General features: G+C 62.8%; 25 protein-coding genes and 2 pseudogenes. 11 read left to right on the top strand and 16 right to left on the bottom strand.

Annotation, left to right across the window (positions count from 1 at the left end; translation table 11 throughout):
- Positions 1-24 precede the first annotated feature (24 nt).
- The gene (locus CI805_RS16025; RefSeq protein WP_260927953.1) at positions 25-1,113 is read left to right on the top strand and encodes an IS5 family transposase; all 1,089 of its coding nucleotides are present in this window, start codon (positions 25-27) and stop codon (positions 1,111-1,113) included.
- Between the two features lie 216 nt (positions 1,114-1,329).
- Positions 1,330-1,872 carry an MgtC/SapB family protein gene (locus CI805_RS16020; protein ID WP_260929167.1) on the top strand — a complete coding sequence of 181 codons (543 nt, stop codon included), beginning with the start codon at positions 1,330-1,332 and terminating at the stop codon, positions 1,870-1,872.
- A 46-nt stretch (positions 1,873-1,918) separates the two neighbouring features.
- Here the strand turns inward: CI805_RS16020 and CI805_RS16015 are convergent.
- Positions 1,919-2,104: pseudogene (locus CI805_RS16015) on the bottom strand (IS3 family transposase); the annotation flags it as partial.
- 300 nt (positions 2,105-2,404) lie between these two features.
- Positions 2,405-2,584: a hypothetical protein gene (locus CI805_RS16010; protein WP_260929166.1), complete on the bottom strand. Its 180-nt coding sequence runs from the start codon at positions 2,582-2,584 to the stop codon at positions 2,405-2,407.
- 1,372 nt (positions 2,585-3,956) lie between these two features.
- On the opposite strand from CI805_RS16010, the gene CI805_RS16005 reads away from it, so the two are divergent.
- From CI805_RS16005 to CI805_RS15965, 9 genes and pseudogenes are all read left to right on the top strand, one after another.
- Positions 3,957-4,727: a LuxR family transcriptional regulator gene (locus CI805_RS16005; RefSeq protein WP_260929165.1), complete on the top strand. Its 771-nt coding sequence runs from the start codon at positions 3,957-3,959 to the stop codon at positions 4,725-4,727.
- A gap of 101 nt (positions 4,728-4,828) precedes the next feature.
- Positions 4,829-5,458, top strand: a complete 630-nt coding sequence (locus tag CI805_RS16000; RefSeq protein ID WP_260929164.1) for an acyl-homoserine-lactone synthase — start codon at positions 4,829-4,831, stop codon at positions 5,456-5,458.
- 124 nt (positions 5,459-5,582) lie between these two features.
- Positions 5,583-5,774 (top strand): annotated as a pseudogene (locus tag CI805_RS15995) (GntR family transcriptional regulator); the annotation flags it as partial.
- A 15-nt stretch (positions 5,775-5,789) separates the two neighbouring features.
- Positions 5,790-6,188 carry a hypothetical protein gene (locus tag CI805_RS15990; RefSeq protein ID WP_260929771.1) on the top strand — a complete coding sequence of 133 codons (399 nt, stop codon included), beginning with the start codon at positions 5,790-5,792 and terminating at the stop codon, positions 6,186-6,188.
- A 237-nt stretch (positions 6,189-6,425) separates the two neighbouring features.
- A complete protein-coding gene (locus CI805_RS15985) occupies positions 6,426-7,001 on the top strand; it encodes an RNA polymerase sigma factor (protein WP_260929163.1) in 576 nt (191 codons plus the stop codon).
- Complete coding sequence (locus CI805_RS15980) at positions 6,998-7,996, top strand: FecR family protein (RefSeq protein WP_260929161.1); 999 nt, start codon at positions 6,998-7,000, stop codon at positions 7,994-7,996. The genes CI805_RS15985 and CI805_RS15980 overlap by 4 nt, the downstream gene beginning before the upstream one ends.
- A 90-nt stretch (positions 7,997-8,086) precedes the next feature.
- Positions 8,087-9,277, top strand: a complete 1,191-nt coding sequence (locus CI805_RS15975) for a TonB-dependent receptor (RefSeq protein WP_260929160.1) — start codon at positions 8,087-8,089, stop codon at positions 9,275-9,277.
- Entirely contained in the window at positions 9,271-10,635 is a 1,365-nt protein-coding gene (locus CI805_RS15970; protein ID WP_313958601.1) for a TonB-dependent receptor domain-containing protein, read from the top strand. The genes CI805_RS15975 and CI805_RS15970 overlap by 7 nt, the downstream gene beginning before the upstream one ends.
- Positions 10,629-12,827, top strand: a complete 2,199-nt coding sequence (locus CI805_RS15965; protein ID WP_260929159.1) for a prolyl oligopeptidase family serine peptidase — start codon at positions 10,629-10,631, stop codon at positions 12,825-12,827. Before CI805_RS15970 ends, CI805_RS15965 begins: the two co-directional genes overlap by 7 nt.
- On the opposite strand, the gene CI805_RS15960 is transcribed toward CI805_RS15965, so the two are convergent.
- From CI805_RS15960 to CI805_RS15895, 14 genes are all read right to left on the bottom strand, one after another.
- Positions 12,819-13,523 (bottom strand): asparagine synthase-related protein, encoded by a 705-nt coding sequence (locus CI805_RS15960; RefSeq protein ID WP_260929690.1) that lies wholly within the window; start codon positions 13,521-13,523, stop codon positions 12,819-12,821. The genes CI805_RS15965 and CI805_RS15960 overlap by 9 nt on opposite strands.
- Positions 13,520-14,533, bottom strand: coding sequence for an asparagine synthase-related protein (locus CI805_RS15955; RefSeq protein ID WP_260929156.1), 1,014 nt, complete (start codon positions 14,531-14,533; stop codon positions 13,520-13,522). Before CI805_RS15955 ends, CI805_RS15960 begins: the two co-directional genes overlap by 4 nt.
- Positions 14,530-15,228, bottom strand: a complete 699-nt coding sequence (locus tag CI805_RS15950; RefSeq protein ID WP_260929154.1) for a lasso peptide biosynthesis B2 protein — start codon at positions 15,226-15,228, stop codon at positions 14,530-14,532. The genes CI805_RS15955 and CI805_RS15950 overlap by 4 nt, the downstream gene beginning before the upstream one ends.
- Before the next feature lie 23 nt (positions 15,229-15,251).
- Positions 15,252-15,392: a hypothetical protein gene (locus CI805_RS15945; RefSeq protein ID WP_260929152.1), complete on the bottom strand. Its 141-nt coding sequence runs from the start codon at positions 15,390-15,392 to the stop codon at positions 15,252-15,254.
- Between the two features lie 310 nt (positions 15,393-15,702).
- Positions 15,703-15,918, bottom strand: a complete 216-nt coding sequence (locus tag CI805_RS15940; protein ID WP_260929689.1) for a DUF2274 domain-containing protein — start codon at positions 15,916-15,918, stop codon at positions 15,703-15,705.
- Between the two features lie 3 nt (positions 15,919-15,921).
- The gene (locus CI805_RS15935) at positions 15,922-17,202 is read right to left on the bottom strand and encodes a TrbI/VirB10 family protein (RefSeq protein WP_260929150.1); all 1,281 of its coding nucleotides are present in this window, start codon (positions 17,200-17,202) and stop codon (positions 15,922-15,924) included.
- Positions 17,203-17,312: 110 nt separating this feature from the next.
- Positions 17,313-18,290 carry a P-type conjugative transfer protein TrbG gene (trbG, locus tag CI805_RS15930; RefSeq protein ID WP_260929148.1) on the bottom strand — a complete coding sequence of 326 codons (978 nt, stop codon included), beginning with the start codon at positions 18,288-18,290 and terminating at the stop codon, positions 17,313-17,315.
- A gap of 65 nt (positions 18,291-18,355) precedes the next feature.
- Complete coding sequence (gene trbF, locus CI805_RS15925; protein ID WP_260929146.1) at positions 18,356-19,036, bottom strand: conjugal transfer protein TrbF; 681 nt, start codon at positions 19,034-19,036, stop codon at positions 18,356-18,358.
- 26 nt (positions 19,037-19,062) lie between these two features.
- Complete coding sequence (gene trbL / locus CI805_RS15920) at positions 19,063-20,331, bottom strand: P-type conjugative transfer protein TrbL (RefSeq protein ID WP_260929144.1); 1,269 nt, start codon at positions 20,329-20,331, stop codon at positions 19,063-19,065.
- The gene (locus tag CI805_RS15915; RefSeq protein ID WP_260929143.1) at positions 20,328-20,612 is read right to left on the bottom strand and encodes a hypothetical protein; all 285 of its coding nucleotides are present in this window, start codon (positions 20,610-20,612) and stop codon (positions 20,328-20,330) included. The genes trbL and CI805_RS15915 overlap by 4 nt, the downstream gene beginning before the upstream one ends.
- The gene (trbJ, locus tag CI805_RS15910; RefSeq protein WP_260929141.1) at positions 20,609-21,298 is read right to left on the bottom strand and encodes a P-type conjugative transfer protein TrbJ; all 690 of its coding nucleotides are present in this window, start codon (positions 21,296-21,298) and stop codon (positions 20,609-20,611) included. The genes CI805_RS15915 and trbJ overlap by 4 nt, the downstream gene beginning before the upstream one ends.
- Positions 21,295-23,736: a conjugal transfer protein TrbE gene (gene trbE / locus CI805_RS15905; RefSeq protein WP_260929139.1), complete on the bottom strand. Its 2,442-nt coding sequence runs from the start codon at positions 23,734-23,736 to the stop codon at positions 21,295-21,297. The genes trbJ and trbE overlap by 4 nt, the downstream gene beginning before the upstream one ends.
- Entirely contained in the window at positions 23,730-24,002 is a 273-nt protein-coding gene (locus CI805_RS15900; RefSeq protein ID WP_260929137.1) for a VirB3 family type IV secretion system protein, read from the bottom strand. The genes trbE and CI805_RS15900 overlap by 7 nt, the downstream gene beginning before the upstream one ends.
- Positions 24,002-24,322 (bottom strand): TrbC/VirB2 family protein, encoded by a 321-nt coding sequence (locus CI805_RS15895; RefSeq protein WP_260929687.1) that lies wholly within the window; start codon positions 24,320-24,322, stop codon positions 24,002-24,004. The genes CI805_RS15900 and CI805_RS15895 overlap by 1 nt, the downstream gene beginning before the upstream one ends.
- Position 24,323: the final 1 nt, after the last annotated feature.

Below are 24,323 nucleotides of genomic sequence, written 5' to 3'. Positions count from 1 at the left end.
CTTTGCGCGATAGCGGAGGTGATGATGGCAGGGCAGCCGGGTTTCTTCGATCTTTCGGACCGATATGAGGCGTTGAGCGCGGCGGGCGATCCGCTGGAGCGTCTGGCGGCAGTGGTGGACTTCGAGGTTTTCCGGGGACCGCTGGTAGTGGCGCTGCGCCGTAGCCCTCGCGGCAAGGGTGGCCGCCCGCCGTTTGATCCGGTCCTCATGTTCAAGGTCCTCGTGCTCCAGGCGCTCTACTCGCTTTCGGACGAAGCCACCGAGTTCCAGATCAAAGATCGCCTCTCTTTCCAGCGTTTTCTGGGGCTTGGTCTGGATGGTACGGTGCCCGATGCGACGACAGTGTGGCTGTTCCGGGAGCGTCTGGTGAAGGCCAAGGCGATCGACAGGTTATTTGCCCGCTTCGATGCCGCTCTCACGGAGCGAGGGTACCTTGCCATGGGCGGGCAGATCATCGACGCGACCGTAGTGCCGGCCCCGAAGCAGCGGAACACCGAGGAGGAGAAGGCGGCCATCAAGGAGGGCCGGATACCCGAGCGCTGGAAGGGTAACCCTGCGAAGATCCGGCAAAAGGATCGCGATGCCCGCTGGAGCGTCAAGTACACCAAGGCGAAGGTCAAGGAAGGCGCGGCTCCCAAGGCCTTCAAGCCGGTCGATCTTGCTATCCCCATGTTCGGCTACAAAAACCACATAGGGATCGATCGCGCACATGGCTTGATCCGCACCTGGGATGCCAGCGCCGCCAATGCCCATGATGGTGCAAGGCTGCCGGTGTTGATCAGTCCAGATAACACCGCCTCGGGCGTCTGGGCCGATACGGCCTACCGATCAAAGAAGAACGAGGCGTTCCTCGCCAAGGGCATGTTCACCAGCCACATCCACCAGCGCAAGCCGCACCGCCGAGCGATGCCCGAGCGTATTGCACGGGCCAATGCGAAGCGGTCGGTGGTTCGCTCTGCCGTCGAACACGTCTTCGCCGGGCAAAAGCACCGCATGGGCCTCGTGGTGCGGACCATCGGCATCGCTCGCGCCCGCATCAAGATTGGGATGGCGAATCTCGCCTATAATTTCCAGCGACTGGCCTGGCTCGAGGGGCGAATTGCGCCTGCATGACGCCGAACACGGCCTATGCTCTCGGATCCGTTACGCAAATCACTGAATCAGCCTCAAAAACGGACGCTCCCAATTCGCCCCGCGCGCCGTCACCTTGCTATCATGCCGAAATCAGGCGGTTCTTCGAAGTGTCCAACTTCGTCAAAAACGGAGCAGCCGAGCGTAGCCGTTATTGTGTGAGCATTGGTAAGGCTCACAACCATCCGGATATCGCCAATGCTTGACGGGGATTTCACTACAGCAATCTTGCGGCTCGGACTGGCAACAGTGTTAGGTGTTGCGTTGGGCCTAGAGCGGGAACGGCACTGTCATGATGCGGGCCTTCGCACGCACGGCCTCGTCGCCCTTAGCTCAGGTATGCTAACACTCTCCGCTTTAGAAATGGTGGAGCATCACGGCCAAGGCGATCCGGTTCGCGTGATCCAAGGGCTTGCGCAAGCGATCGGCTTCATCGCTGGCGGACTTATTTTCGTGCGTGGGGGCGATGTCCGCAACATGACTACTGCAACTAGCCTTTGGATGGCGGCAGCGGTCGGCATTACAGCCGCTGCCGGCCAATACGGTCTGGTCCTCACTGGCACTGCCCTGGCCTTAGCATTACTCGGTGCTGCAACTGCAGTTGAAAAACCATTGCCGCGCCAGGATAAAAGTTTGCGTAGCGGGGAGCAAGGCCAGATGCCCAATCGCCGAGGGGCGCTACCCCAGGCGACGCAGTTCGATGACCAGGTTGTGACCTCAAACGAGCAGGACAAAAATTAGATGCCCAATCGCCGAGGGGCGCTACCCCTGAGTAGCCCCTAGTTTTCTAGACACCTTGAGCCCTCAAAGCCTGCCGTCGTTCGAACTCGACGGGCGACAGCATCCCGTTTCTGGCATGCTTACAGATCGGGTTGTAGAACATCTTGATATAATCGAACACGTCCTGCCGGGCTTCGTCGCGTGTTTTGTAGGTGCGTCGCGGGATGCGCTTGAGCGATGAGAAGAAGCTTTCGGTCGCAATCAAGAATTTTGGTCTGGTAAAAATCGTACAGCGCCAGAGCCTGCTCGAGGGCAAAGATGTGTTCATCTCGCCAGGTGCCAGGCAGGGCCGCGCATATCTTCTCGGCAGATGCATGACAGCGAATGTCGCGCATCGCCGCCAAGGTATCTGGCACCGGCTCGCCCGAGACGATCGCCCTGATGATCCGCATGCCCGTAACCCCTGTGATATTAGTGACGACATGGTGGAGCTGCACATTCATCTCCATCAACGCCTTCTGCATGTGTTGGATGTGCGAGGCGCAATATTCGATCAGGCGTTCACGTTGCCGCAAATAGGCCCGGAGCGTGGCGCACCTCCTTCCGGGGGAAAGCTGCCGCGCAGTAGACCATAGCTGTGAAGGCGTTGTAGCGAGGCGGCGTCGTTCACATCGGTTTTGCGGCCCGGCACATTCTTGGCGTAACGGGCGTTGACGAGGATCGCGAAAGCCATGTTCCTCGAGCACTTCATAGGCCGGTATCCAATAGACGCCGGTCGATTCCATCGCCACGCTGGTGTCACCGCAAGTCTTGAACCAGCGCGCTATGGCGTGCAGATCGCCGGTGAAGGTACCAAAGGATTGCACAAGATCACCGTCAGCATTCGGATTGACGGCTGCCATGTGCATGGTCGAGCCAATATCAACGGCGGCTGCGCCCGGATTGACCATGGACAGGGCGTTCATGCTTCCAGATTTTGGTCGAGTCATTCCACATTCTCCTCCGGGTCCGGAGGGTATGGGCGATGCAAACCGTCATTTTCCTAACCGGGGTCACCGCGACGCGGCGCTACCACTCTCAAGTGCTCAAATGCCCACGGGCCACGTTCTTTAACGGGGTATCATACCACCAATAAGCTATCGGCCGCGGCCCTTCGTTCCCCGACTTCTTTCTATATTTTCCAAACCGCAGGAATATCGCGCCCAAGCTGCGCGCGCTGATCAATCACATCAAGCGGCAACGGGTGCAGGCACCAGCATGACGCTTAGTCGGAAATGGCTTGGGTCTGAATCATAAATCCCTGTTAGGCAGGGTTGATCATTCAGACCACTCGGCGAGCAGAGACTGCCCAGCCCGTGATGGATATTGATACGGGTCGGGGTCTTTGCACCTTCGCCATTCGAACCCTCGCGTGCAGGACGTGGGATACCCCGCCTGGAAATTGAACTGATGCGATGAAGGGAAGCATTCCACCGCATCCGTTCAATCGCCGGTTGGCGCGTCGATGCGAGCTGGCTCGATTTGGGTAGGGGATTCGACGTTTGTCGCCACAGGTTTGGCCGATCTTCCTAGCGAGTGCTCTTGCGCTTGCATTAGCCATAGAACAGCAGTTTTTCGAGCCCTATTTCCACTTTATGTTTTGCCCTACAGGTTATGGAAAGATCCCTTGGCCGATCTTCTGGCCGAATTTTAGTACCCGATACTGCGATCACGCGCGGAATTTCATAAGTATCGCTCGGTGTCGCGCGCCACTAAACTGGTGCGGTGGATGCCTCCCTTCATCGGGCTCGTATGATGCTGGACGGTGCCATGGCAGCGCCAGAAGGAGGAGCGTAGCAGAGGCAGGACACGTTCGAAATCTGCCCAGCCCCTGCCCCCGATGATATCGCAGCAAGGCCCTTTGCGTCCCGGTTGAGCAACCAGCTGACATAAAAAGACGTTGCCAATCGGAAATTGTTCAGAAATAGTTGCAGCATCAATAAAAATTGATCGCTTTGCGGAAGAGGAAGTCTCGACCGGCACCAGCCTGTGTCCAGGGCACGACGGGGAATCGTTGCAACGGGGCACACAGCTTGAAAGGGTGTTTTGCGCACGGTGAGGCGAACGTGCCGTCGCAGACGCAGTGCTTTGATATGCGACTTGCGCTTATAGAGGCGCTGCGCGCGCCGATCCTGGAGGCCTCATCGCTCGACGAACTCCACGAGGCACTGGCGCGCGCCAGCTATGACATGGGTTTCGAACGCTTTGCCCTTGCTCTCGAGATCGGCCTTGGCGGCGATGCCGGAACATCGCTGTTGGTCCACGACTACCCCGCAAACTGGGCCGACGTCTATACCGGCTTCAACTTGGCCGCGACGGACCCGGTTCGCCGGGCAGGAGAGCACAGCATGGTCGGCTTTCGCTGGCAAAGGATCGGCGCACTTATACCCCTCACCAAGCAGGAATGCATCATGCTGGAAATTGGCCAGCAATTCGGGATTTGCGATGGCTTCACCGTTCCCCGGCATTTGCCGGGCACCCTGACCGGAAGCTGCAGCTTTGTCACCGGATCTCAAAGCCTGCCCGAGCCCTACCTGATTGTCGCAGAAGCCGTTGGTGCGATGGCACTGGAACGTGCCAGTCAGTTGTCAGGACAAGTGTCACGCCCGCAAAAGGCGCGCCTGACGCCCAAGCAAATCACCTGCCTGTTATGGGCAGCGCGCGGCAAAAGCGATTCTGAAATCGCCAACATAGAAGGCATCAGCTACCAGACCGCAGCCCAGCACCTCAAGGATGCCCGGCTACGCTACAATATCGGTCGGCGCGAACTGCTCATCGTCTATGCGCTGTTCGAAGGGCTGGTCAGTTATGCAGATATCTTTCGCTGGCGCGATTGACGCCTGGAGGCTTCCCGCGCCCGGCTCCCCAGATATGGGGATAGGCGACTCGCACGCAAATCGTCTTCCTTGCAGAGGCATCACTGCACAGGAAAATGACCATGATTGCAGAACTCTACGACGGCGCGCTGGCGCGCAGCCGGTCACCACTTCGTGCCATGTTCCAGGCACGCAAGGAGGTTTTCGTCGATCTTCTGGGCTGGGACGTACCGGTGTCTGCAGAGCATCTGGAAATCGACCAGTTCGACAATGCCGATGCCCGGTATCTCGTGCTAAGCGATGAACAGGGACGCCATAGGGCCTCGAGCCGACTGTTGCGCACCGACCGCCCCCACCTGCTCGCCGACTGTTTCGCGCATCTGTGTTCCACTCCGCCTCCGGCCGGTCCGACCGTGCGAGAGATCACCCGTTTCTGCCTCGATCGCCACCGGCGCGCTGCGGAACGTCGCCTCGCCCGGAACCGGATTGTCACCGCGCTAAGCTGGTATGCGATGAATGTCGGCATCACGGCCTATACGGGCGTGGCCGACCAGGCCTGGTTCGAACAGATCTGCACCTTTGGCTGGGATTGCGAAGCTCTGGGTCGACCTGCCCGGCATGGCAATTCCTGGATTGTTGCGCTTCACATCGCCATTGCGCCCGACACGCTTGAACGTCTGCACAAGAGCGACATCTTCGCGCCGGTCCCGCTGACGATGATGCCATTTGTGATGGCCGATGCGATCGCATGACCGATAGCCAACTCACGCGAGCCACAGCGGCCCGACGGAGGACGTCCGGCAGGCCACCGGACACCTGCGCCTCGCCATCTCCCCGCCGCGAAGGAGCGCATTGCTCGCCAAACGGAATGGACCTGTGAGCCCTGCGCACGTACTCGAGCCGACCTATCACGCGCTGCGACGGCGTCTTGTGAGCGGTGCGTGGCCTTCGGGCTTTCACCTCGAGGCCGCGAAACTCGCGACCGATCTGTCAGTCAGCATCACCCCTGTACGCGATAGCCTCAACAGACTGTCGGGAGAGCGACTTGTCACGACCAGACCGGGGGCCGGTTTTCAGGTTCCGGTGATCGACGAGGCCGCGTTCCTTGCCCTTGTATCCTGGCATCATACCTTGGCCCAGCTTGCCATCGCGGCCGTTTCGTTGCCGGTGCTGTCCATCGAAAGCCCGCAGAACCGGGAGGGAGAAGCCGACGCGGCAGCGATCCTTTTCGCCTCGATCACGGCAAGAAGCGGCGATCCGGAACTGGACTGGGCACTAGGCAACGCTGCGGCCAGATTGGGGCCTTTTCGCCGATGGGAAAGCGCGATCCTGCCACGTACAGCACAGGAGTTGCGTACACTGCGCACAGCCGTTGGCGGACGCGATCGCGGCAAGGTGTCCGACCTGATCGCAAGATACCACGACAGACGGCGAAAGTTTGCCCGGCAACTGGTTGAAGCCGCGGCATCGGGCCACGCTTAAATCGCGCTTGCACCATGAAGACGGTGCAGCGATGATGCCCGGGCGCGGATCACGTTCTGGCCGCTCCGTGCGCAACCTTGCCAGGCATCATGTACGCCGGTCCTGTCGGGACAGGCGGCCGGACCGGAACGGTGACGCCACAAGGCTTTCTTGGGCGAACCCAACGACGGCGCAGCTATGGAAGCGTGTCCTTCGGTTTTGCCGAGCAGGACGTGCGCCTGTCGCGGACATGCTAGCGTGCCGTCCCTGCCTGCATCGATCGGCGATCCTGCGATCGAGATCGAAGCCACCGAACCTCTCGGCCCGGGCGATGAGACCCATGCCGTCACTCTTGCGCTCGTTTTCCGTCAGGAAGAGCCAAGATTGCTGCGCTATTTTCGTCGCCGTGCCGGGCAGGATCTTGCTCCTGACCTGGTGCAAGATGTCTTCGTCCGCGCGGCCGGAAGCGCCCAGGCGCATTCGCTTTCCAACCCTGCCGCCTTCATCGCACGCATTGCCCGTAATCTCCTGATTGATCGCGCCAGGCGCCACAAGCACGCAGCGGCCATCGATCTTCCGCTCGATGAGGAACGGGATCTTGCCACTGAACCGGTACAGACCCATGCGATCGAGGCCGCCGATCTGTTGCGCGTGTATGAGAATGCCCTCGATCTGCTGCCGGAAAAGACCCGGCGGGTTTTCCTCATGCACCGGGTCGAGGAGTTGACCTATCGCGACATCCATCAAAGACTGGGCATCAGCGTGGCGACCGTGGAATACCATATGATGAAAGCCCTGCGGCACATTGCCCTTCATGTGGATGCGGCCCGATGAACGAGACACCGATCGACAACGCGCCACTTCCTGCTGATCTGCGGGACACAGCCATCGGCTGGTTCGTGCGCCGGCGGGGCGAAAATGCACCGGACCATGAGGATGCGTTCATCGCTTGGCATGGCGCCTCGCCACTCCACCAGCGTGCCTATATCTGGGCCGAAAACCATTTTGCCGAAGCGGCCATCGTGAAACTGTCTTCGCGACATGGCACTATCCAGCCATCGCCACGCCCCCACCACTTTTACGGCAGAGCGGCATTCGCGCTGGCAGCAACGCTCGCTTTGGTCATAGGGGTTGCAGGGTATCTTCTCGTTCCGCGCCAAGTCCTGCCGGCGGCAGCGCCAACCATCGCGCTGGCCAGCCAGGCAGGACAGATCCGCGTATTCACCTTGCCGGATGGATCACGCGTAACTCTCGATGCATACAGCCATGCACTGGTGCATATCGGCGGTCGCGAGCGGCGCTTCACGCTCCAGTCCGGACGCGCGCGGATCGCCATCGCATCCAATTCCACTCCCTTCGTCGCGTCGATCGCATCGGGACGTGTCACGAGCTCGCAAGGCATCCTCGATCTGGATTTCGTTGGCACTTACGGCGCACGCGTTGCCTTGCTCGACGGACACGCCGCACTCTCCGCGGCCCGCGCGAGCACGGCCTACATCAGGCCAAGTCACATGCTGATCAAGGGACAGGCCTTGTCCTATTCGGCAACCCGTTTCGACCCGGCTCCGGCGCCAGCCTCGGATGTGGATGAGCGGGACTGGCCCCAAGGATGGTTGGACTTTCGCGCTGTTCCCTTGAGCGAACTGGTCGCCCGCACAAATCGCTACGGCCCGCCCGTCATCGTCCTGGACAACAGCCGGCTTGGGACACTGCGCATATCGGGCCGCTTCAAGGTTACCGACCCGGCCAGAATCGCCGCCAGGGTGGCAGACGTCTTTTCTCTGGCCGTCACTCATCGACCCGACGGCATCCATCTCGACGAAAAATAAATTCGTACCACGCACTAAGGTCGCGCTTCCCCTCACGTCAAAGCTCCTCGGTAGCGGGAAAATCCCGCCAAAACCAAGGGGGCTTTGATCATGAGGAACAGATTGCTTTTCGCGCTTTCGCTGGGAACCGGCGTTGGCATGCTGTCCATACCGGCATCGGCTCGCACGGAGACGGTCCTGCCATTCGACATGCCGGCACAAGGCCTCGGCGATGCCCTGCGCGACGTCGCCACCCGCGCAGGTTGGGAGCTGTTCGCGCCCGGCGACATCGACAGCCTGCGCGCGCCTGCCCTGCACGAACGATTGAGCGCTCGCGAGGCGATCGTGCGGCTTCTTGCAGGAACGCACCTTCGTGCCCGGTTCTCGGCAGGCGCGGTGACGATCCGGCGCATCACCGACGCCCCCCGGCCGGGGGGCGACCAGCCAACCGGCGCGCAGATCCTCGTGACCGGCAGCCGCATTCATGGCGCGCCACCTTCGGCGCCGGTCCGGACAGTCACCGCTCAGGACATCGATGAAAGCGGACAGGCGGATCTGGGCGAAGTCCTGCGCAGTTCCCCGCTCAATTTCGCAGGCGGCCAGAATCCCGGCGTCGGGACAAGCCAGGGGGATGACGATGGCAACGTCAACGGAGCCAGTTCGGTCGATCTTCTGGGACTGGGGCCCAACGCGACCCTGACCCTACTCAACGGCAACCGGCTAAGCTACTCGGGCATCAATGCCGGCGTCGACATCGATGCCATTCCTGCCGGCGCGGCCGAACGGATCGAGATCGTGGCCGACGGTGCTTCGGCGATCTATGGTGCCGACGCCGTGGCCGGTGTCGTCAATGTCGCCTTGCGCAGCGATTACCAGGGTCTGGAAACCGAGGCGCGCATCGGCGGCTCGACCGATGGCGGCGATTTCCAGCAGCAGTACAGTCTCCTCGCCGGTCACATCTGGGCGCGTGGCGGCATCATGGCCGCTTATACCTATACCGGCAATTCGGGTATCGCCGCATCGCAGCGTGACTATGCAAGTTCGATGGGGACGGATGCCTCGCTGTACCCATCCCTGAAACGACACAACCTGCTGCTCAGTGCGCATCAAGATATCGGCAGCGCCCTCACGGCCCGGATCGACATGCTGTACAAGCAGACCCGGCAGTATTCGGTGTTCGGCGGAACCGCAGGCCAGAGCCACCTGTACGGCGGCCAGGATAGCCGAGGCAAAAACCCCTCTTTCACGGTCGCCCCACGCTCAAGGCTAATCTTGGCCATGGCTGGACCGGCAATCTGCTGACCTCCTATGCCTTCGATAGGACACATTTCATCTCGGGCGTCTATGCGCAGGGCGTCCAGACATCGCAAGGCGACCGCCGCTACGACAACTCGGCCTCTTCCATCGAGATCAATGCCGATGGCCCGGTATTCGCTCTGCCCGCAGGCGCCGTGCGAATTGCCATCGGCGGCGGTCTACGCAGGACCAGCCTGTCCCTGCTGGCGGCATCGGCGGCTTCGACCACTGGCTTCGATACCCATCGATATAACCGCTTCGGCTATATCGAGACGTTCATCCCCCTGCTCGCGCCAGGGCAAGCTTCTGCCCTTGGGCGCTCGCTGTCGATCACCGGCGCGTTTCGATACGAGGCGAACAGCGGCACCGCCTCTGCCGCCGTCCCCAAGGCCGGGATCATCTATGCGCCGGTGGAGGGTGTAACACTCAAGGCCAGTTGGGGCCGCTCTTTCCGACTGCCGACTTTCTATGAGCAATACAACGGCTATGCGCTGGTGCTGCTGCCTGCCTCGAGCTATGCCAGCGGCTATCCCGCAAGCTCGACATTCTTGTACCTTGCAGGTTCCAATGCCAACCTGAAACCCGAGCGCTCAGAAAACTGGACCGTGTCCGGAGAAATAAAACCGCAAGGATTGCCAGGACTTACAGCAACACTGGGCTACTTCCATTTCAACTACCGCAACCGGATCGCGACCCCGATCTCGTCGATCACCGGCGCCTTTTCCAACGACCTTTATGCCAGCTTTCTCGATCCGGATCCGTCGCAGACGTTCCAGGATAGTCTGATTGCCGGAGCCAACAGCCGTGGCCTGCAAAATGGAACGGGGGCTGCATACGATGGCGATACGGTCGTTGCCGTTCTCGACAATCGCTACCAGAATGTGGCGCGGGAAATCTATCGCGGGCTCACCGGCTCGGTGCGCTATACCATGGTCCTTCCTCAGGGCGCGAAGCTAGGCCTCACACTCGATGGCGTTTGGATCGACAGCGACCGGCAGCTCATCGCTGGCGCGTCAATGGTCCAGCTGGCCGGAACGCTGTTCAATCCGCCTCATATCCGTGTCCGTGGCGGTATCAGCTACTCAACGCGGCAATTCTCGCTTTCCGGATTTGCCAACCTTGCCTCGAAGCTGACCGACACCCGCACCAGCACCCGTTACAGCATTCACGGTCCCAGAACGATCGATCTGGCGGCGCTGTTTCACGCAAGCGGCGGCCTTGATCTGGGCATGACAGTGAACAACCTGCTCAATGCCAAACCGCCCACGATCGTCACCAGTTCTGGCTACGACACCCCGTTTGATTCCACCAATTTCTCGGCCATCGGGCGGTTCATCTCGGTCAGGATCCGCAAGTCATGGTAAAAGCCCTGATCAACCGGCTTGCCCTTGCGCTGATCGTTGTTGCCGGCCCGAATACCGCGACCGCCGCGCCGCCAACACAGCCCGCGCGCGTCGCTCGGACATGGACGATCGAGGATATACTGACCATCCCTCAAGTCGAGCAGATCGCCTTGTCGCGCGATGGCAGGAGCGCTGCTTACCTAGTACGTGTGACACGCAGCCAGGATGACGGGCCGGTCTTCGAATTGCATGTCCTGGATCTGCAATCCCGTCGGGACGTGATTCTTGCCCGGTCTGACTGGATGGAACACCTCGAAGCGATGCCCGCAGGGCCGGGCTGGAGTGTGCTTGCAGACTTTGGCGCAGGCGTGCAGCTCTATCGTGTTAGCGGGAACACCCCACCCTCTACCCTTGTCTTCAATCCCCGGCCAGTTCTCGTCGGCAATGTCGATGGCGGCGAGTTTGGTGTGACTTTCACCCGTCCGCTGCGTTTTGGTGTGGCCTTCTACAGCTGGTCGCCTGATGGCAGGAGACTGTTCTATTCGACGCTCGAAGCCTCGAGTGCCCCCCCTGCTATCGTGGCAAACGAGCCCATCGCGCGCGCCAGCCTGCACCACCGGACCGGCCCTCCTGTTTCGGTTCATTTCTTTATGAAGCAGCAGCAGGTCGCACCTGTTCCGGTCATGACCGTGTCCGACCACGACAGAGTCGCGCGCTGGCTCGGTGCCATGCCAGTCTGGCGCGCGGATGCGATCGAGTACGCACGGCAAATAGACACTCGCAGCGATCCGACAGTCCAGCGCTTCGCGTGGGATTTTGCGACCCGGCAGTCGACACCGCTGCCCGCTGCAGCGGGCCTCGCGCGCCCGGCGGTCATCGGACCGCACGGCGGCACGCTGGCAATCGATCGGCTCGACAATGTCCTGCGCCTGCGCGAACATCAGCCCGATGGCCGGGTCTACGACTACGGCGCCAGCGAGGACACCCTGTCCGATCCCCGCTCGCCCGGCAGCTGGCGTGCAAGCGACGGCGCGTTTTCCTTGACGGCCGTGCGCATACCGCGAGAGGCACGCTATGCGCTCCTGAAGATCGACGAGGCAGGCCACAGGCAGCTGATCGATGCGCGCGGGTCGCTGAGGAACTGCGCATTCGATAGCGCGCTGCACCGAGGTATCTGCATCCACGAAGCCCTCGACCGGCCGCCGCAACTGGCATCGGTCGATGCACGCAGCGCTCGTGTCACCGATCTGCATGCGGTCTCGGCGCGGTACGAAACGATCGCGCCCCTGCGGATCACGCCGCGGACTTGGACCAACGCCTATGGTTTCGTTTCCGCCGGCTTCGTCATCTATCCCCGCGGCTACCAACCCACCAAGCGATATCCCGCGATCATCGTCACGCATGGCTCGGATGCGGACCAACGGTTCGGGGCGCCAAGTTTCCAGTGGAACTACCCCGTGCAGGTCCTGGCCGAACGCGGGTATGTCGTCGTGCTTCTCAATGACCCTTTCACGGCGCAGAGCCCGACGATCGAGATGGCGGCTACGACGGAAAACAGCTGTGACGGCAAGACCAGCCCCGCCGAAGTGCGCCAGCTGCTCTGGCTCAACACCGTCGAGAGCATGCGCAGTGCGATCGCCCAACTGGATAGGGACGGGATCATAGATCCGGCACGGGTCGGGGTTGCCGGCTACAGCTTTGGCTCGCAGATCGTCAATGTGGCCGTGACCCAGACCCATCTGTTTCGCGCAGCCTCAAGCGGCGATGGCGGATTTCTTGAACCCAGCGTCTATCTGGCCGCGGCATGTTCCTACAACGCAATCTATGGTGGCGCCCCCGGTGACCCTGCTGCTGCCGGCGCCTATCAGGCTTTTGCGCCCTCCTACCGTGCTTCGTACACGCATACCCCTGTCCTGCAGCAACTCGCCGAACCGCTGGCCATTCCGACGACGGATTTCTACCGTGCCTTGCGCGCGCACGGTGTCCCGGCGGAAATGACGCTCTATCCCGGTGAAAGCGAAGCCTCAGACGAAACCCATATCTTCCACATTCCGGCAAACCGACGTGCCGCGATGCAAGAGAACCTCGAGTGGTTTGACTTCTGGTTGCGCGGGATCGAGCCGTCTTCCGGGCCGGACGGACAAAGGCGCCAGCGCTGGGATGCCCTGCGCGACGAGGCCCGGCGCGACGAGGCTGAGCCCATGTCACCTTGATGACTGCTGCCAAGCCTGTGCCCAGTTCTCGGCGGCAAGCAAAGCCAGCAGGCGGCGCCCGGCGCCAGGTTCGAGCGATAGCCTCTCATCCGGCGCCGGGAGATCGTGGACCACGCCCTCGCGTTTCAGCAGGCCATCGTGAAGGCGTTGCACGATGTGCTGCTGGTGCGCCAGAAACAGCGCTTCGGTAAATCCCGAAGGGCCGCCTTTCGAGCGACGCGCGACGATCTGGGCTGGAAGATCCCCGGCGAAAGCATCCCGTGCCACCGAACGGTCCTGTCCCCTGGTAATCCACCGCCAGCTCGGTATCCGCAGGCACAGTTCCACCACGGGCTGCGCCAGCAGTGGGCAGATCATGGGGGGATGCGTTGTGCGGCTATGGATACCATCGTGGCCATGCGCGCGTCGGATCGAACGGACGTGGGCGGCGCGGCCGGCTGGCGTCGGGGAAGGCGGCTGATTCCATGGGTGTGAGGCGATTTCATCGCGTGCCGCGCGAAAGCGGCCAACGTCGAGAAAACGCAGATCGGCTGTATCTCGCGAGGGACGCCGGGCCAGTCGCCGTGCAAGGTGTAACAGGATCGTGGGCAGGTCGGCATCGTTCAGACGCGCGACATCGGCGATCGTACGCATGATAGCCAAAGGACCTTGCAAATCCAGCATGGCGTCAAGAACAGGCGTGACCGAGCGGATCATACCAAACACGTTGTCGCCGCCGTGCCCGGAGATATAGCCCTCGGGTACCCAAGGACATCGTCTGTCGCGGCCAGCGCCTGAACATGGAACGACAGCTGGGGGCGCGACGTGTCGCGCACGACCGGCGCATCGAGATCCACGTCCGAAAAACGATAGGCGGCTTCCTGCAGATCCACCCCCGCCGATTGCGCGGCCAGCCGGGCCCATGCGCGCTCATCGCCCTCGCCGTCGGGCCAATAGAGCGTCACGCCCCGAACTCTGGTCCGTGAACGGTGCAGCGCGGCGGCCACGATCGAGGAATCGAGACCGCCCGACATGCCCAGAAGCACCGAGGCGAAAACATCGCCCCATGCGGCGACGACATCGGACACGACAGCATGCAGGTCGTCCGCCGTGACCTGCGCGTCCTGCCGGCGGTCGTGAACATGATCCCACGGCGACCAGAGCGCTGTGTTTCGGACACCGTCGTTGCCAAGACACAGCACTTCGCCAGCCAACAGTTCGCTGACACCTGCCAGGCAGGTCGCCGCGCCGGCGTGATGGGCAGCGCCGAGATGAAGGCACAGGGCCTCGTAATCGATACCCACCCCGTCTTGGTAGCGAAATGGGGGTTCCTCGAGGCCGGAGGCCAGTGCAATTCCGGCTGCCAATCGCCGCCAGTAAACAGGGAGTGTTCCCGAGGGGTCGCGCAAGATGTGCCAGCACCCCTGCGCATCGAGAAGGAAAGCGACATAGCCTCCCCAGAACTCGCGCACCAGGCTGGCCCCCTTCGTTGCCACAATACGCTCGATCCGGTCCGGCTCGAGACGCAGAACCCGGCGACTGACCGCTCCTCGTTCGAAAAGATGGCCGATGATCGCACCCTGACCGCATAGCGGGATGACCGGGCCGCTGGCCCTGAGGTCGAGGCCCTTGCCGGAAGGCACCGGGACCAGACCACCGTTACGGTTGGTATGCCATGGCATTGCATGATCGGTGCCGAGCCAGGCCGAAAAACGCGGTGTGGTCATGTCGACCAGATGGGATGGAAGGGCGTTATCGCCTCGAGGCGATCGCTGATCAGTCGATCTTCGCACTGGACCCAGCAATGAGCGGCAATCGGCAGACATACGCCGATCACGATCCGGGGGCGATGGCCATGACGCGCGAGCACCGAGGCCAGCGCAAGGCTATCTGGCACACAACGGCCATCGCCGGCGAGCCACAACCTCGAGCATGCAAAGGCTGTGGCGATCTCCGCTTCGCCATGAGATCGCCGCCAGCGTGCAGGCGATCGTTTGGGCGCGACCGCATCGCGCAGCGCCTGCAACGTTTCACCGAAGGGCCGGCCGCGTAGATGGTGCCGCGCCGCAAGCCGCTTACCGAGAGCGGCCATCACTCTCTTGCCAGGCACGGTTTGTGACAGGTCTTCTCGCCGGGACCTGGTGACGACAGGCGCATCATGCACGCGCACCTGCGCTTTCGCGTCCCAAGCGAGGAGGCCGTGGCAGCGCAGCATGTCCTCCATTGCGGATGGCATCTGGCGCTCGACGGCATCGAGCAGACTGCGGGAAGCATCGCCGCGAAGGGTCAGATAGCGCCCCTTCGCCGTATCAAGGAGCACCGGCTGATGAGCGATGGTACAGCCATGAAGCGTATCCGACAAAGTGTACATCGTGCCCCCGCCCTTTTCGAGATCGGATGCGAAACGGGCGCAGTTCTCCAAGAAAACTGCGCCCGCTCGCAAGGTCAATCGTCCTGGCTGATGCCGCCTGAAGTGCGCGACATGTCGTTTAAGGTATCCTGCGGGCCGAGGAGGGCATCGCCGCGGGTCAAGGCCACGGCATCGCCAAGCTCGACGAGTTCGGCGGTGGTGTCGGAACGATCCATGATCTGTACTCCTTCGTCAGGTGCGGCCACCATGACCGCAACACAAAGGTTTCATGACCATCCGACATCGGCCAGTTTATAATCAATTATAATACGGTCATGCCGCCGAGACCTGGCAATCCATCGGTATGAAAAGTGACCGAGCGGGGAAACGTCCGGCGAACGAACGCACTGGAACCTTTAGCGATAAAGCCTGGACATGCGCACCAGCGACCCGGTCACGATACTGCATCAAAAGGTGCAGCACTGCCAGTATGGTCACCATTCATATTGTTTCAAACGGTATCTCACTGATTTCTTGTCATGCACTTCAACGTGCACGTCTTGCAAATCCGCGATCCGAAGCCATGAAACGCTCGAGCATCGGCGCGATCAGTTTCTCGGGACTTCTGGCCTGCGCCTGTCCGTGCTGCGCAGCATGGGCCTGGGCATAGGCCACGAGATCGCGGTAGGTCGCGGCCGGGATTTCAACGGTAAGCTTGACCGGCCGATCATCCTCGAGCGGCCCGAGTTTCAAAGTGCCCATCATCTACCTCTTGGAAACAGGTGCCAGTACAAGGTCGCGGGTCACAATGACCCGCAAGGGATATCCAGGCCTGACCGACAGGGTTGGCGGCACATCGATCTCGCGTTGCACGAGTTGTCGCCCTGTCTGGCTTACGGTGTCCTGCGTGCCTTCGCGCAACGCGCGCACCAGACGTCCATCGCTGTCAGCCGCCAGATCGCTTCCCACGCTCAGCACGCTCGAGACGAGGGCCGCCTTGAGGACATTGCCCCAGTGGTGGTTGGTGCGGTCGGCAAGCCCTGCCATACCCGATGCATCCGCGCCTGCGAGACGGTCCAGCATAATCGAGCGCCCGCCTGGAAAGATCAGGCGGTCCCATGCAAAAAGAACCCGCGTCTGGCCTGCGGCGATGGCGCTGTCGTATGTGCCGATCAACCGGGCGCCTTGCGGGATAAGCAGGATGGTGCCGGTGGGACTGTCATAGACGTTCTGGGTAACCTGAGCCGTGATCTGGCCGGGGAGATCGGACTGGATACCGGTGATCAGCGCTGCCGGGATGATACTGCCGGCCTGGACGACATTGGCGGATGGAGGCGTCACGATACGGGCATCACTGACGGGGGATGCCTGCTCGCCTTGTCGCAGAAAGGCACGATTGCCAGCCACTCCTGCCGTATCCGCCGAAGTCGTGGCAGCCGGCTGCGACGCGGATGCCGACATCTGCGATGCGAGCGACAGAGGCAACTGCGTCATTGACGTACCTCCTGGGGAACTGCCGCTGTCATCTTCGTTCGCGTGCGCCGCAAACAGCCCACTGGATCTCGCCGCCTCGATACTGGCTGCCCTGCGTTCACGAGCCTGCTGTGTTTTCGTATCTTGATCTGGAGGGGCCGGATTTCGGGCCTGTGCCTGTTCGGCTTCCAGAATCGGGCGCCCCAGATCACCGGGCAGCGGTGGTCCCAGCCGGGGCACCTGCGAATAGTCGCTGGTGCCCCCCGCAAGGCCGAACGCCTTGGTGGCATTCATCGGCTCCACGAGATTGCGCGGCGCAGCGGGCGGCGAGGTGCGCAGCGCATAGATGACAGACCCTGCGACCAGGGCTGCGCTCACCCCGCCCAGAATGGTGAGCGAGTTGCGCGACAGTCGCTTGACCTGCGGCCATGGAACCCCGAGACGAAAGGGATCCGCCCCGGGTTCCGGGCTCGGGTTGAAGTCGGGGAACGGCGCAGGTGCGTCATGAACTTCATGCCCGACATCGCCCCCTTCTCCATTGCCCGGGTTTGAACCGGTGCCGGACTGCGACACGGGGCCCCCGGCTGCATCGGGCACCGCGCGATCGCTTGCCGCAGCCTCTTTCCGATCGAGGCCTTGAACCGGATCGCTTCCCTGTCCGACATGCGGGTCTTGCGTCGCGTTCATGTGCCAGCCTCGCTGCGCCGCGCGCGCGCGACATGCTCTATGATGACGGACTGCTGCGTCTTTGCAGTTCCCAGCCGCAGCTGCGCCTGATCAAACAGGCGATCCACGATCATGTAGCGCCCCTCGACCCGATAGTTCACCAGTTCGCTGGCACCGTGCTCGCCCATCACAAAAAGCGGCGGCATTTCACCGGTGCCGATATCGTCGGGAAACTGGATCAGCACCCGGTGTCCGTCACCGAAGACGCGCAGCGGACGCCAGCGCGGTCGATCGCCCTTGAGGCGATACCCGAAATCGAGAGCGGCAGCATCAATGGCCGGCCCTGAAGGCGACGGCGATGGCGACGGCACCATTCCGGCACCAGCCTGCAGTGCAATCAGCGCATCGGCGGGATAGGTCCAGGACACCGAGGCCATGTAGGTCGAAGGCGTGGCGTGCAGCTCAATGTGGTACGTGCGCCGGTCGGTGTTGATCACCAGATTGGTCGCAATGCCCGCGCGCGCCGGTTTGACCAGCACATGCAAATGCGCGCTCGCCCCTGCCCCGCTTGCAGTATCCCCGATGATCCAGCGGGCCGTATCGCCGGCCGCGACCGGCCCTGATCCTGCAAATTTCTCACCGGCCTCGAGAACGATGTCTGTCACTCGCCCGGGCGCCGTATAGACCTGATATAGTGCGCTTTCACTCCACGCATATTGCACGATCCCGCTGGCATCGCTTTCGGCGTCGGGTCCGATCCGCGCTGCAGCATTCGCTTGGCGGACGCGCGCTGCCGCACCGTTGCGAGCCCGCGCGCGGGCTGTTGGAGCCGGACGGCGGCGTAACCTATGGCGCGCGCCATGGTGCGCCGTGGCGTGAACGGCAACGATGTGCTTGCCGTCTGCGGGGCGGACCGGCACCGTTGGTTGGCTGCGCACCGCAATCCTTGCGCCTGGCAAAGCCGTTGGCACGCCCAGTCCGGCAGCAAAGGACACAGGCGCTGCAAGACCAAGGAAAGCCCCTGTGACAAGGCAGCAAAATCTACGCGCAGTGTGGACCATCAGCCAAGTTCCTTTGACCAGTCGAAAGCATCGACGAAAATTCCCAGCGGATTGCGACGCAGGCCATCGGCCGTGCGCGGCGGTTCGACAGCGATCGTGAGGATCGCAGACCAGCGCGTGGTCTGGGCCAGTGCACCGTCCTCATAGCGCCGCTCGCTCCAGGCGACCCGGAAGCTGGATGGTGATGCCCGGATGACACTCGAGACATCCACGGCGACCTGTGTCTTGCCGATCTTGGCAAAGGGATCATCGCTGCGCGCATAGTCGTTCAGGGCCTGACCACCACGCTCAGAGGTAAAGTCATAGGCTCGCAGCCAGTTCTGACGCAGCACGACCGGGTCGGAAGGGATCGAGCGCACCTGCTCGATGAAGCGCGCAAGGTGATACGCGATCTGAGGATCCGAAGGCCGGTATCCGGCTTGGGCCGGAGCAACGGCACGAGCCTGCCCTAGCCGGTCGATTTCGACGACCCAGGGTATCACGGATCCTCGCGAGGCCTGCCAGACCAGAGCGCTTGCCAGCCCAGCGGTCAGTCCCAGGCAGCAGAAGCAGGCCAGGCGCCAGTTGCGCGCCTGCACCCGCGCGGACCCGATCCGCTCGTCCCAGACCTGCGCTGCGCGCTGGTAGGGCGTAACCGGGACAGGGCTCTTGCCGTAGCGGATCGAGGATCGTCGAAACATGATCTGTGGCCTCCAGTGCTTAGCGTTCAGCTCTTGTCGGAAATATCCGGCGCACCGCCTGCACCATGGCTGTCGCCAGCCTTCAGCGTGTGAGCGGCAACGCTGGCGCCATGACTGAGGGTCTGGCCTCGTTTCATCGCGACCGCCCAGCGCGGTGCGCGGCCTGCTGTCGAAGAGGCGGAGCTTTCGGTTTCGGCATCGGGCGTACCGCCTGCGAAGCGTTGCGCGAGATGGGTGGCCGCCGCGCGCAGCGGAGAGCCTGCTGCCTGTGCGCTTTGCCGGGCAACACCGGAAAGCCCTCCAACCGCGGCACTGGCCCCGCTCCTGCCTGCCGCTCCTGCGGCAAAGGCACGAGAAAGCCCGCCCGCCGCGGCCGCGCCGGAACCGGCAAGGCCGGCGGCAGCTCCGCCGGCGAGACCCACTGCAGCACCTGCGCCACCCACGGCGGCCCCGGCGGCAAGTGCGGTTCCTGCAGCCGCCCCTGCGCCCAGTTGGGGGCCTCCGGCGACGATTCCGTTGGCGATACCGGGCCCGAAGATCGCAAGCCCCAGCAAGCTCAGCGCCGCCAGCACAAGCGCCAGCACCTGTTGCAGGGTCGGCTCGCTGCCGAGCCCGGCCGAGGTGAACTGGCTGAAGAGCGTCGTGCCGATCCCGGTAATGACGGCCAGGACCAGGAGCTTGATGCCCGAGGATACGATATGTCCGAGCACCTTTTCAGCCATGAAGGCCGTGCGCCCGAAAAACGCGAAGGGCAGCAGCACGAAACCGGCCAGCGTCACCAGCTTGAACTCGATGATGGTGATGAAGACCTGGATGGCCATGACGAAGAACGCGAGAACGACGATCAGCCAGCCGATCAGCAGGATCGCGATCTCGACGATATTGGTGAACAGACCGACCGGTCCCAGCAGGTCGGCGGTCGCGTCGAGCAGCGGCATCGCGGCATCGATCCCGGTCGATGCGAGCGTTCCCGGCTTCAGGAAATCACCCAGCGCAAGGGAAGATCCGGTTGCCTTGAGGCCCAGCCCTGCAAAACTGTCAAACAGGATCGTCGCCAGATTACCGAAGTTCCCGATGATCCAGGCGAAGACGCCGATATAGAGCGTTTTGCGCACGAGGCGCTGGAGCACGTCCTCCTCGCTCCCCCAGGCCCAGAACAGTGCCGCAAGGGTCAGATCGATCCCGATCAGGCTCGAGGAGAGAAAGCCGACTTCCCCGCCCAGCAGTCCAAAGCCGCTATCGATGTACCGGCTGAAGACCGAGAGGAAGGTATCGATGACGCTCGTATCGTTCATGGTGCACTTCCTCCTGCGGTCTGCTCCCCGAAGAAATGCCGTCGCCGTGCATCCCAGGCCTGCTCGCAGGAAGCCACCGGCACACTGGCGCTGCGGCAGCCGGACGTATCGCTACTCTGGCCCCTTGCGTCGGCCTGGGTTTCGATATCGGGAGCGAAGCGCTGACCAGGTTCCAGTAAGGCGTCCGGAGCAGGCCCCTCGCCGGCAAACACCAGTGAAATGCCGATCATCATGCAGGCGCCAATGACCGCCACGGCGAGGCGGAAGCGGCGCCGCATCATTCTCCCCTGAACCGCTTGAAGCGCGCGGCGCCTTCGGCCTGGGTGGCACTCGCATTGGCAGCCTCCAGAGCCTGGGCCCGAGCCTGCGCGGCCATCGCTGCGGCCAGATCAGCCAGTTGCTGCGACTGGAGCGCCAGCAGCTGATTACCGACCTGAGCCGCCTGGAGCGCGCCACTGGCCGACTGGCTGGCACCGACCAGTCCGGTCACAGTTTCGCGGGTGTCACTCAGATTGCCGACCAGGGTCGCACCGACTTTCAGCGAATCCTGGAAAGCCGCAACGCTGTCGCTCCAGCGCGCCTGGGCATTCGTCGCCATCTGGCTCGCGCTGCCGGTCAGGGCCGAGCCTGTATAGCGCTGCGTGAACGCACTATCGATGCTGGCAACACTGTAGGAAATCCGTTGTGCCTCGAGCAGTAGCTGTCGTGTCCGGTCGAGCTGCTGCTCCAGACTTGCCAACCGGGTCTCAGGCAGAGACGCCAGGTTCTTCGCCTCGTTGACCAGCGAGGTCGCCTGATTCTCTATCTGGCGGATCTGGTTGTTGATCTGTTCGAGCGCACGCGCGGCCTGCAGGACATTCTGGGCGTAGTTTGTCGGATCATAGACGATGAACGCCTGGGCGCGCCCGCAACAGCTCACCAGCGCAAGGGCCCCGGCGATGATCGAGGCTGGCACCCGGATCTTCATGCCACCCTCTCGTGGCCATCGACATCGTCGATCAGGTCGGCGGCCCATGCCAGACCGCAGGCACACAGCCACGCCCGGGCAAACCCGGTGCGCCCGTGTTTGGCGAGAATTGCATCGATGCGGATCTGATCTTGCGCCGCCGAAGTTGCGGTGAAGGCCAGCGCGACATCGCCCAGCCCAAGTTCGAACAACCGGTTGCCCCGTCGCGACTGGCAGTAGTAATCGCGCTTGGGCGCCGCTTGCCCGAGGATCTCGATCTGGCGGTCGTTGAGCCCGAAGCGCTGATAGATCGCCGCGATCTGGGGTTCGCTCGCGCGCTCGTTGGGCAGGAAGATGCGGGTGGGGCAGCTCTCGATGACCGCCGGTGCAATGCTCGAGGCTTCGATGTCGGCAAGGCTCTGGGTCGCAAAGACCACGCTGGCATTCTTCTTGCGAAGCGTTTTGAGCCATTCGCGCAAGGTCGCCGCGAAAGCCGGGCTGTCGAGCACGAGCCAGCCCTCATCGATGATGATCAGGCTGGGGCGTCCATCGAGCCGCTGCTCGAGGCGATGGAACAGATAGGTGAGAACCGGCGCAGCCGCCGCCGTACCGACCAGCCCCTCGATCTCGAACGCTTGTACCATCGAGCTTGCCAGGTGTTCGACGTCTCCATCGAGCAGGCGCCCCCAGGGACCACCCAGACAATAAGGGGCGAGCGCCTGCTTGAGCCGCTGCGAGGAAAGCAAGACCGCAAGACCGGTCAAGGTCCGCTCCTCGACCGGCGCCGTCGCCAGCGATCCGAGCGCGCTCCACACCGCCTCCTTGATGGCAGGCTCTTGGGCAATGCCCTCGGCCTGGAGCAATGTCGCGAGCCAGTCCGCCGCCCAGGCCCGTTCGGCCGGCTCGTCGATACGTGCGAGCGGCTGGAGAACCGCCACATCGGGTACGGCGCCAGGATCGAGCGCGATGCCCAAGTCCTGCCATTCCCCGCCCATCGCAAGGGTCGCAGCCCGGATCGACTTGCCAAAATCGAAGGCAAAGACCTGTGCAGCATCATAGCGCCGGAACTGCAGTGCCATCAGCGCCAGAAGCACCGACTTGCCGGCACCGGTGGGCCCTACCACCATCGTGTGCCCGACATCGCCGACGTGAAGAGCGAAGCGGAACGGCGTGGCTCCATGGGTCTTGCCGAAGAACAGCGGCGGACCTGCAAGATGATCATCCTCCGCCGGCCCGGCCCAGACGGCCGAAAGCGGGATCAGATGCGCAAGGTTAAGTGTGCTGACAGGCGGCACACGGACATTGGCATAGACATGGCCGGGCAGCGAGCCGAACCAGGCCTCGAGGGCATTGAGCCCTTCTGCGCTGCACGTGAAATCGCGGCTCTGGATCACCTTCTCGACAAGGCGCAGGCGATCGGCGGCAACGCTCGGGTTTTCGTCCCACACTGTCACTGTGGCGGTGACATAGGCGATGCCGGCATGGTCTGCCCCCAGCGCCTGCAGCGCCTGGTCGGCATCGGCGGCCTTGTTCGCGGCATCACTGTCGAGCAGTACCGACTGCTCGTTGGTCATCACTTCCTTGAGGATCGCAGCCACCGACTTGCGCTTGGCAAACCACTGGCGACGGATCCGGGTGAGCAGCCTGGTCGCATCGGTCTTGTCCAGCATGATCGCGCGGGTCGACCAGCGGTAGGCGAACGCCTGACGGTTGAGTTCGTCGAGAAGGCCGGGAAACGTGGCGCTGGGAAAACCCGTAATCGTCAGCGTCCGCAGGTGCGCCTGCCCCAGCCGGGGTTCGAGGCCGCCCGCAAGCCCCTGGTCGGCCAGCAGCGCGTCGAGATAGATCGGTGTCTCGGGGACACGGACCTGCTGGCGCCGTGTCGAGACGCAGCTGTGCAGGTATGTAAGGGTCGCGCCATCGTCGAGCCATTGGGCCTCGGGCATGAAGCCATCGAGCAGATGCAGCACGCGCTCGGTGCGATCGATAAAGGCACGAAGCCATTCTGCTGCATCATGGCCGTGATCGCTGCGCCCTTCGTAGAGCCAGCTTTCCACCCGCGCGGCCTCCTCTGCAGGGGGCAGCCAGACCAGGGTCAGAAAGAAGGCACTTTCGAAATGGCGGCCCGTTTCGCGAAACTGTGCCCGACGTTCGGCATCGACCAGCGCGGAGGCAGGATCGGGAAAGCGGCTGTGGGGATAGGCCTGGGCCTGTGTCCGCTGGGCCTCGACAAACAGTGTCCAACCTGACCCCAGGCGTCGCAGCGCACCATTGAGGCGCGCGGTCACGGCCATCAGCTCGGACGGGGTCGCGCTATCGAGATCGGGCCCGCGAAACCGGGCGGTGCGCTGGAACGAGCCATCCTTGTTGAGCACGATGCCAGGCGCCACCAGAGCGGCCCAAGGCAGGAAATCGGCAAGCCGGTCGGCCTTGCCGCGATATTCGGCAAGGCTCAGCATGGCCCCATCCAGACCGGATAGCGTATGTGTCGGCGCGCGACATCGACAAACTGCGGATCACGCCGGGCCGACCATACCGCCAGCCCATGTCCCAACGCCCAGACCACGAGACCGACGATCCACAGCCTGAGACCGAGCCCCAGGGCGCCCGCCAAGGTGCCATTGACGATGGCAAGCGCGCGCGGAGCACCGCCCAGCAGGATCGGCTCGCTGAGCGCGCGGTAGACCGGGACGTGGAACCCGGCGAGCTCGACCGGCTGCGCCATCAGACGAGTGCCCCGCCGGAAAAGCTGAAGAAGCTGAGGAAGAAGCTCGAAGCTGCAAAGGCGATCGAGAGCCCGAACACGATCTGGATCAGTCGCCGGAAACCGCCCGAGGTATCCCCGAAGGCTAGGCTGAGGCCGGTGGTGATGATGATCATGACGGCGACGATCTTGGCGACGGGCCCCTCGATCGATTCGAGGATCGAGTTGAGCGGGGTTTCCCACGGCATCGAGGAACCGCTGGCATAGGCCGGCGTGGTGACGATCAAAGCGATGGCGAGGGCGCTGGCGACCCGGCCACTGCGGACACGAATGAAGGGCATA

Origin of the sequence: Novosphingobium sp. 9, assembly GCF_025340265.1 — a bacterium.
Classification (GTDB): domain Bacteria; phylum Pseudomonadota; class Alphaproteobacteria; order Sphingomonadales; family Sphingomonadaceae; genus Novosphingobium.
This window is presented reverse-complemented; position numbering and strand designations above follow the sequence as displayed.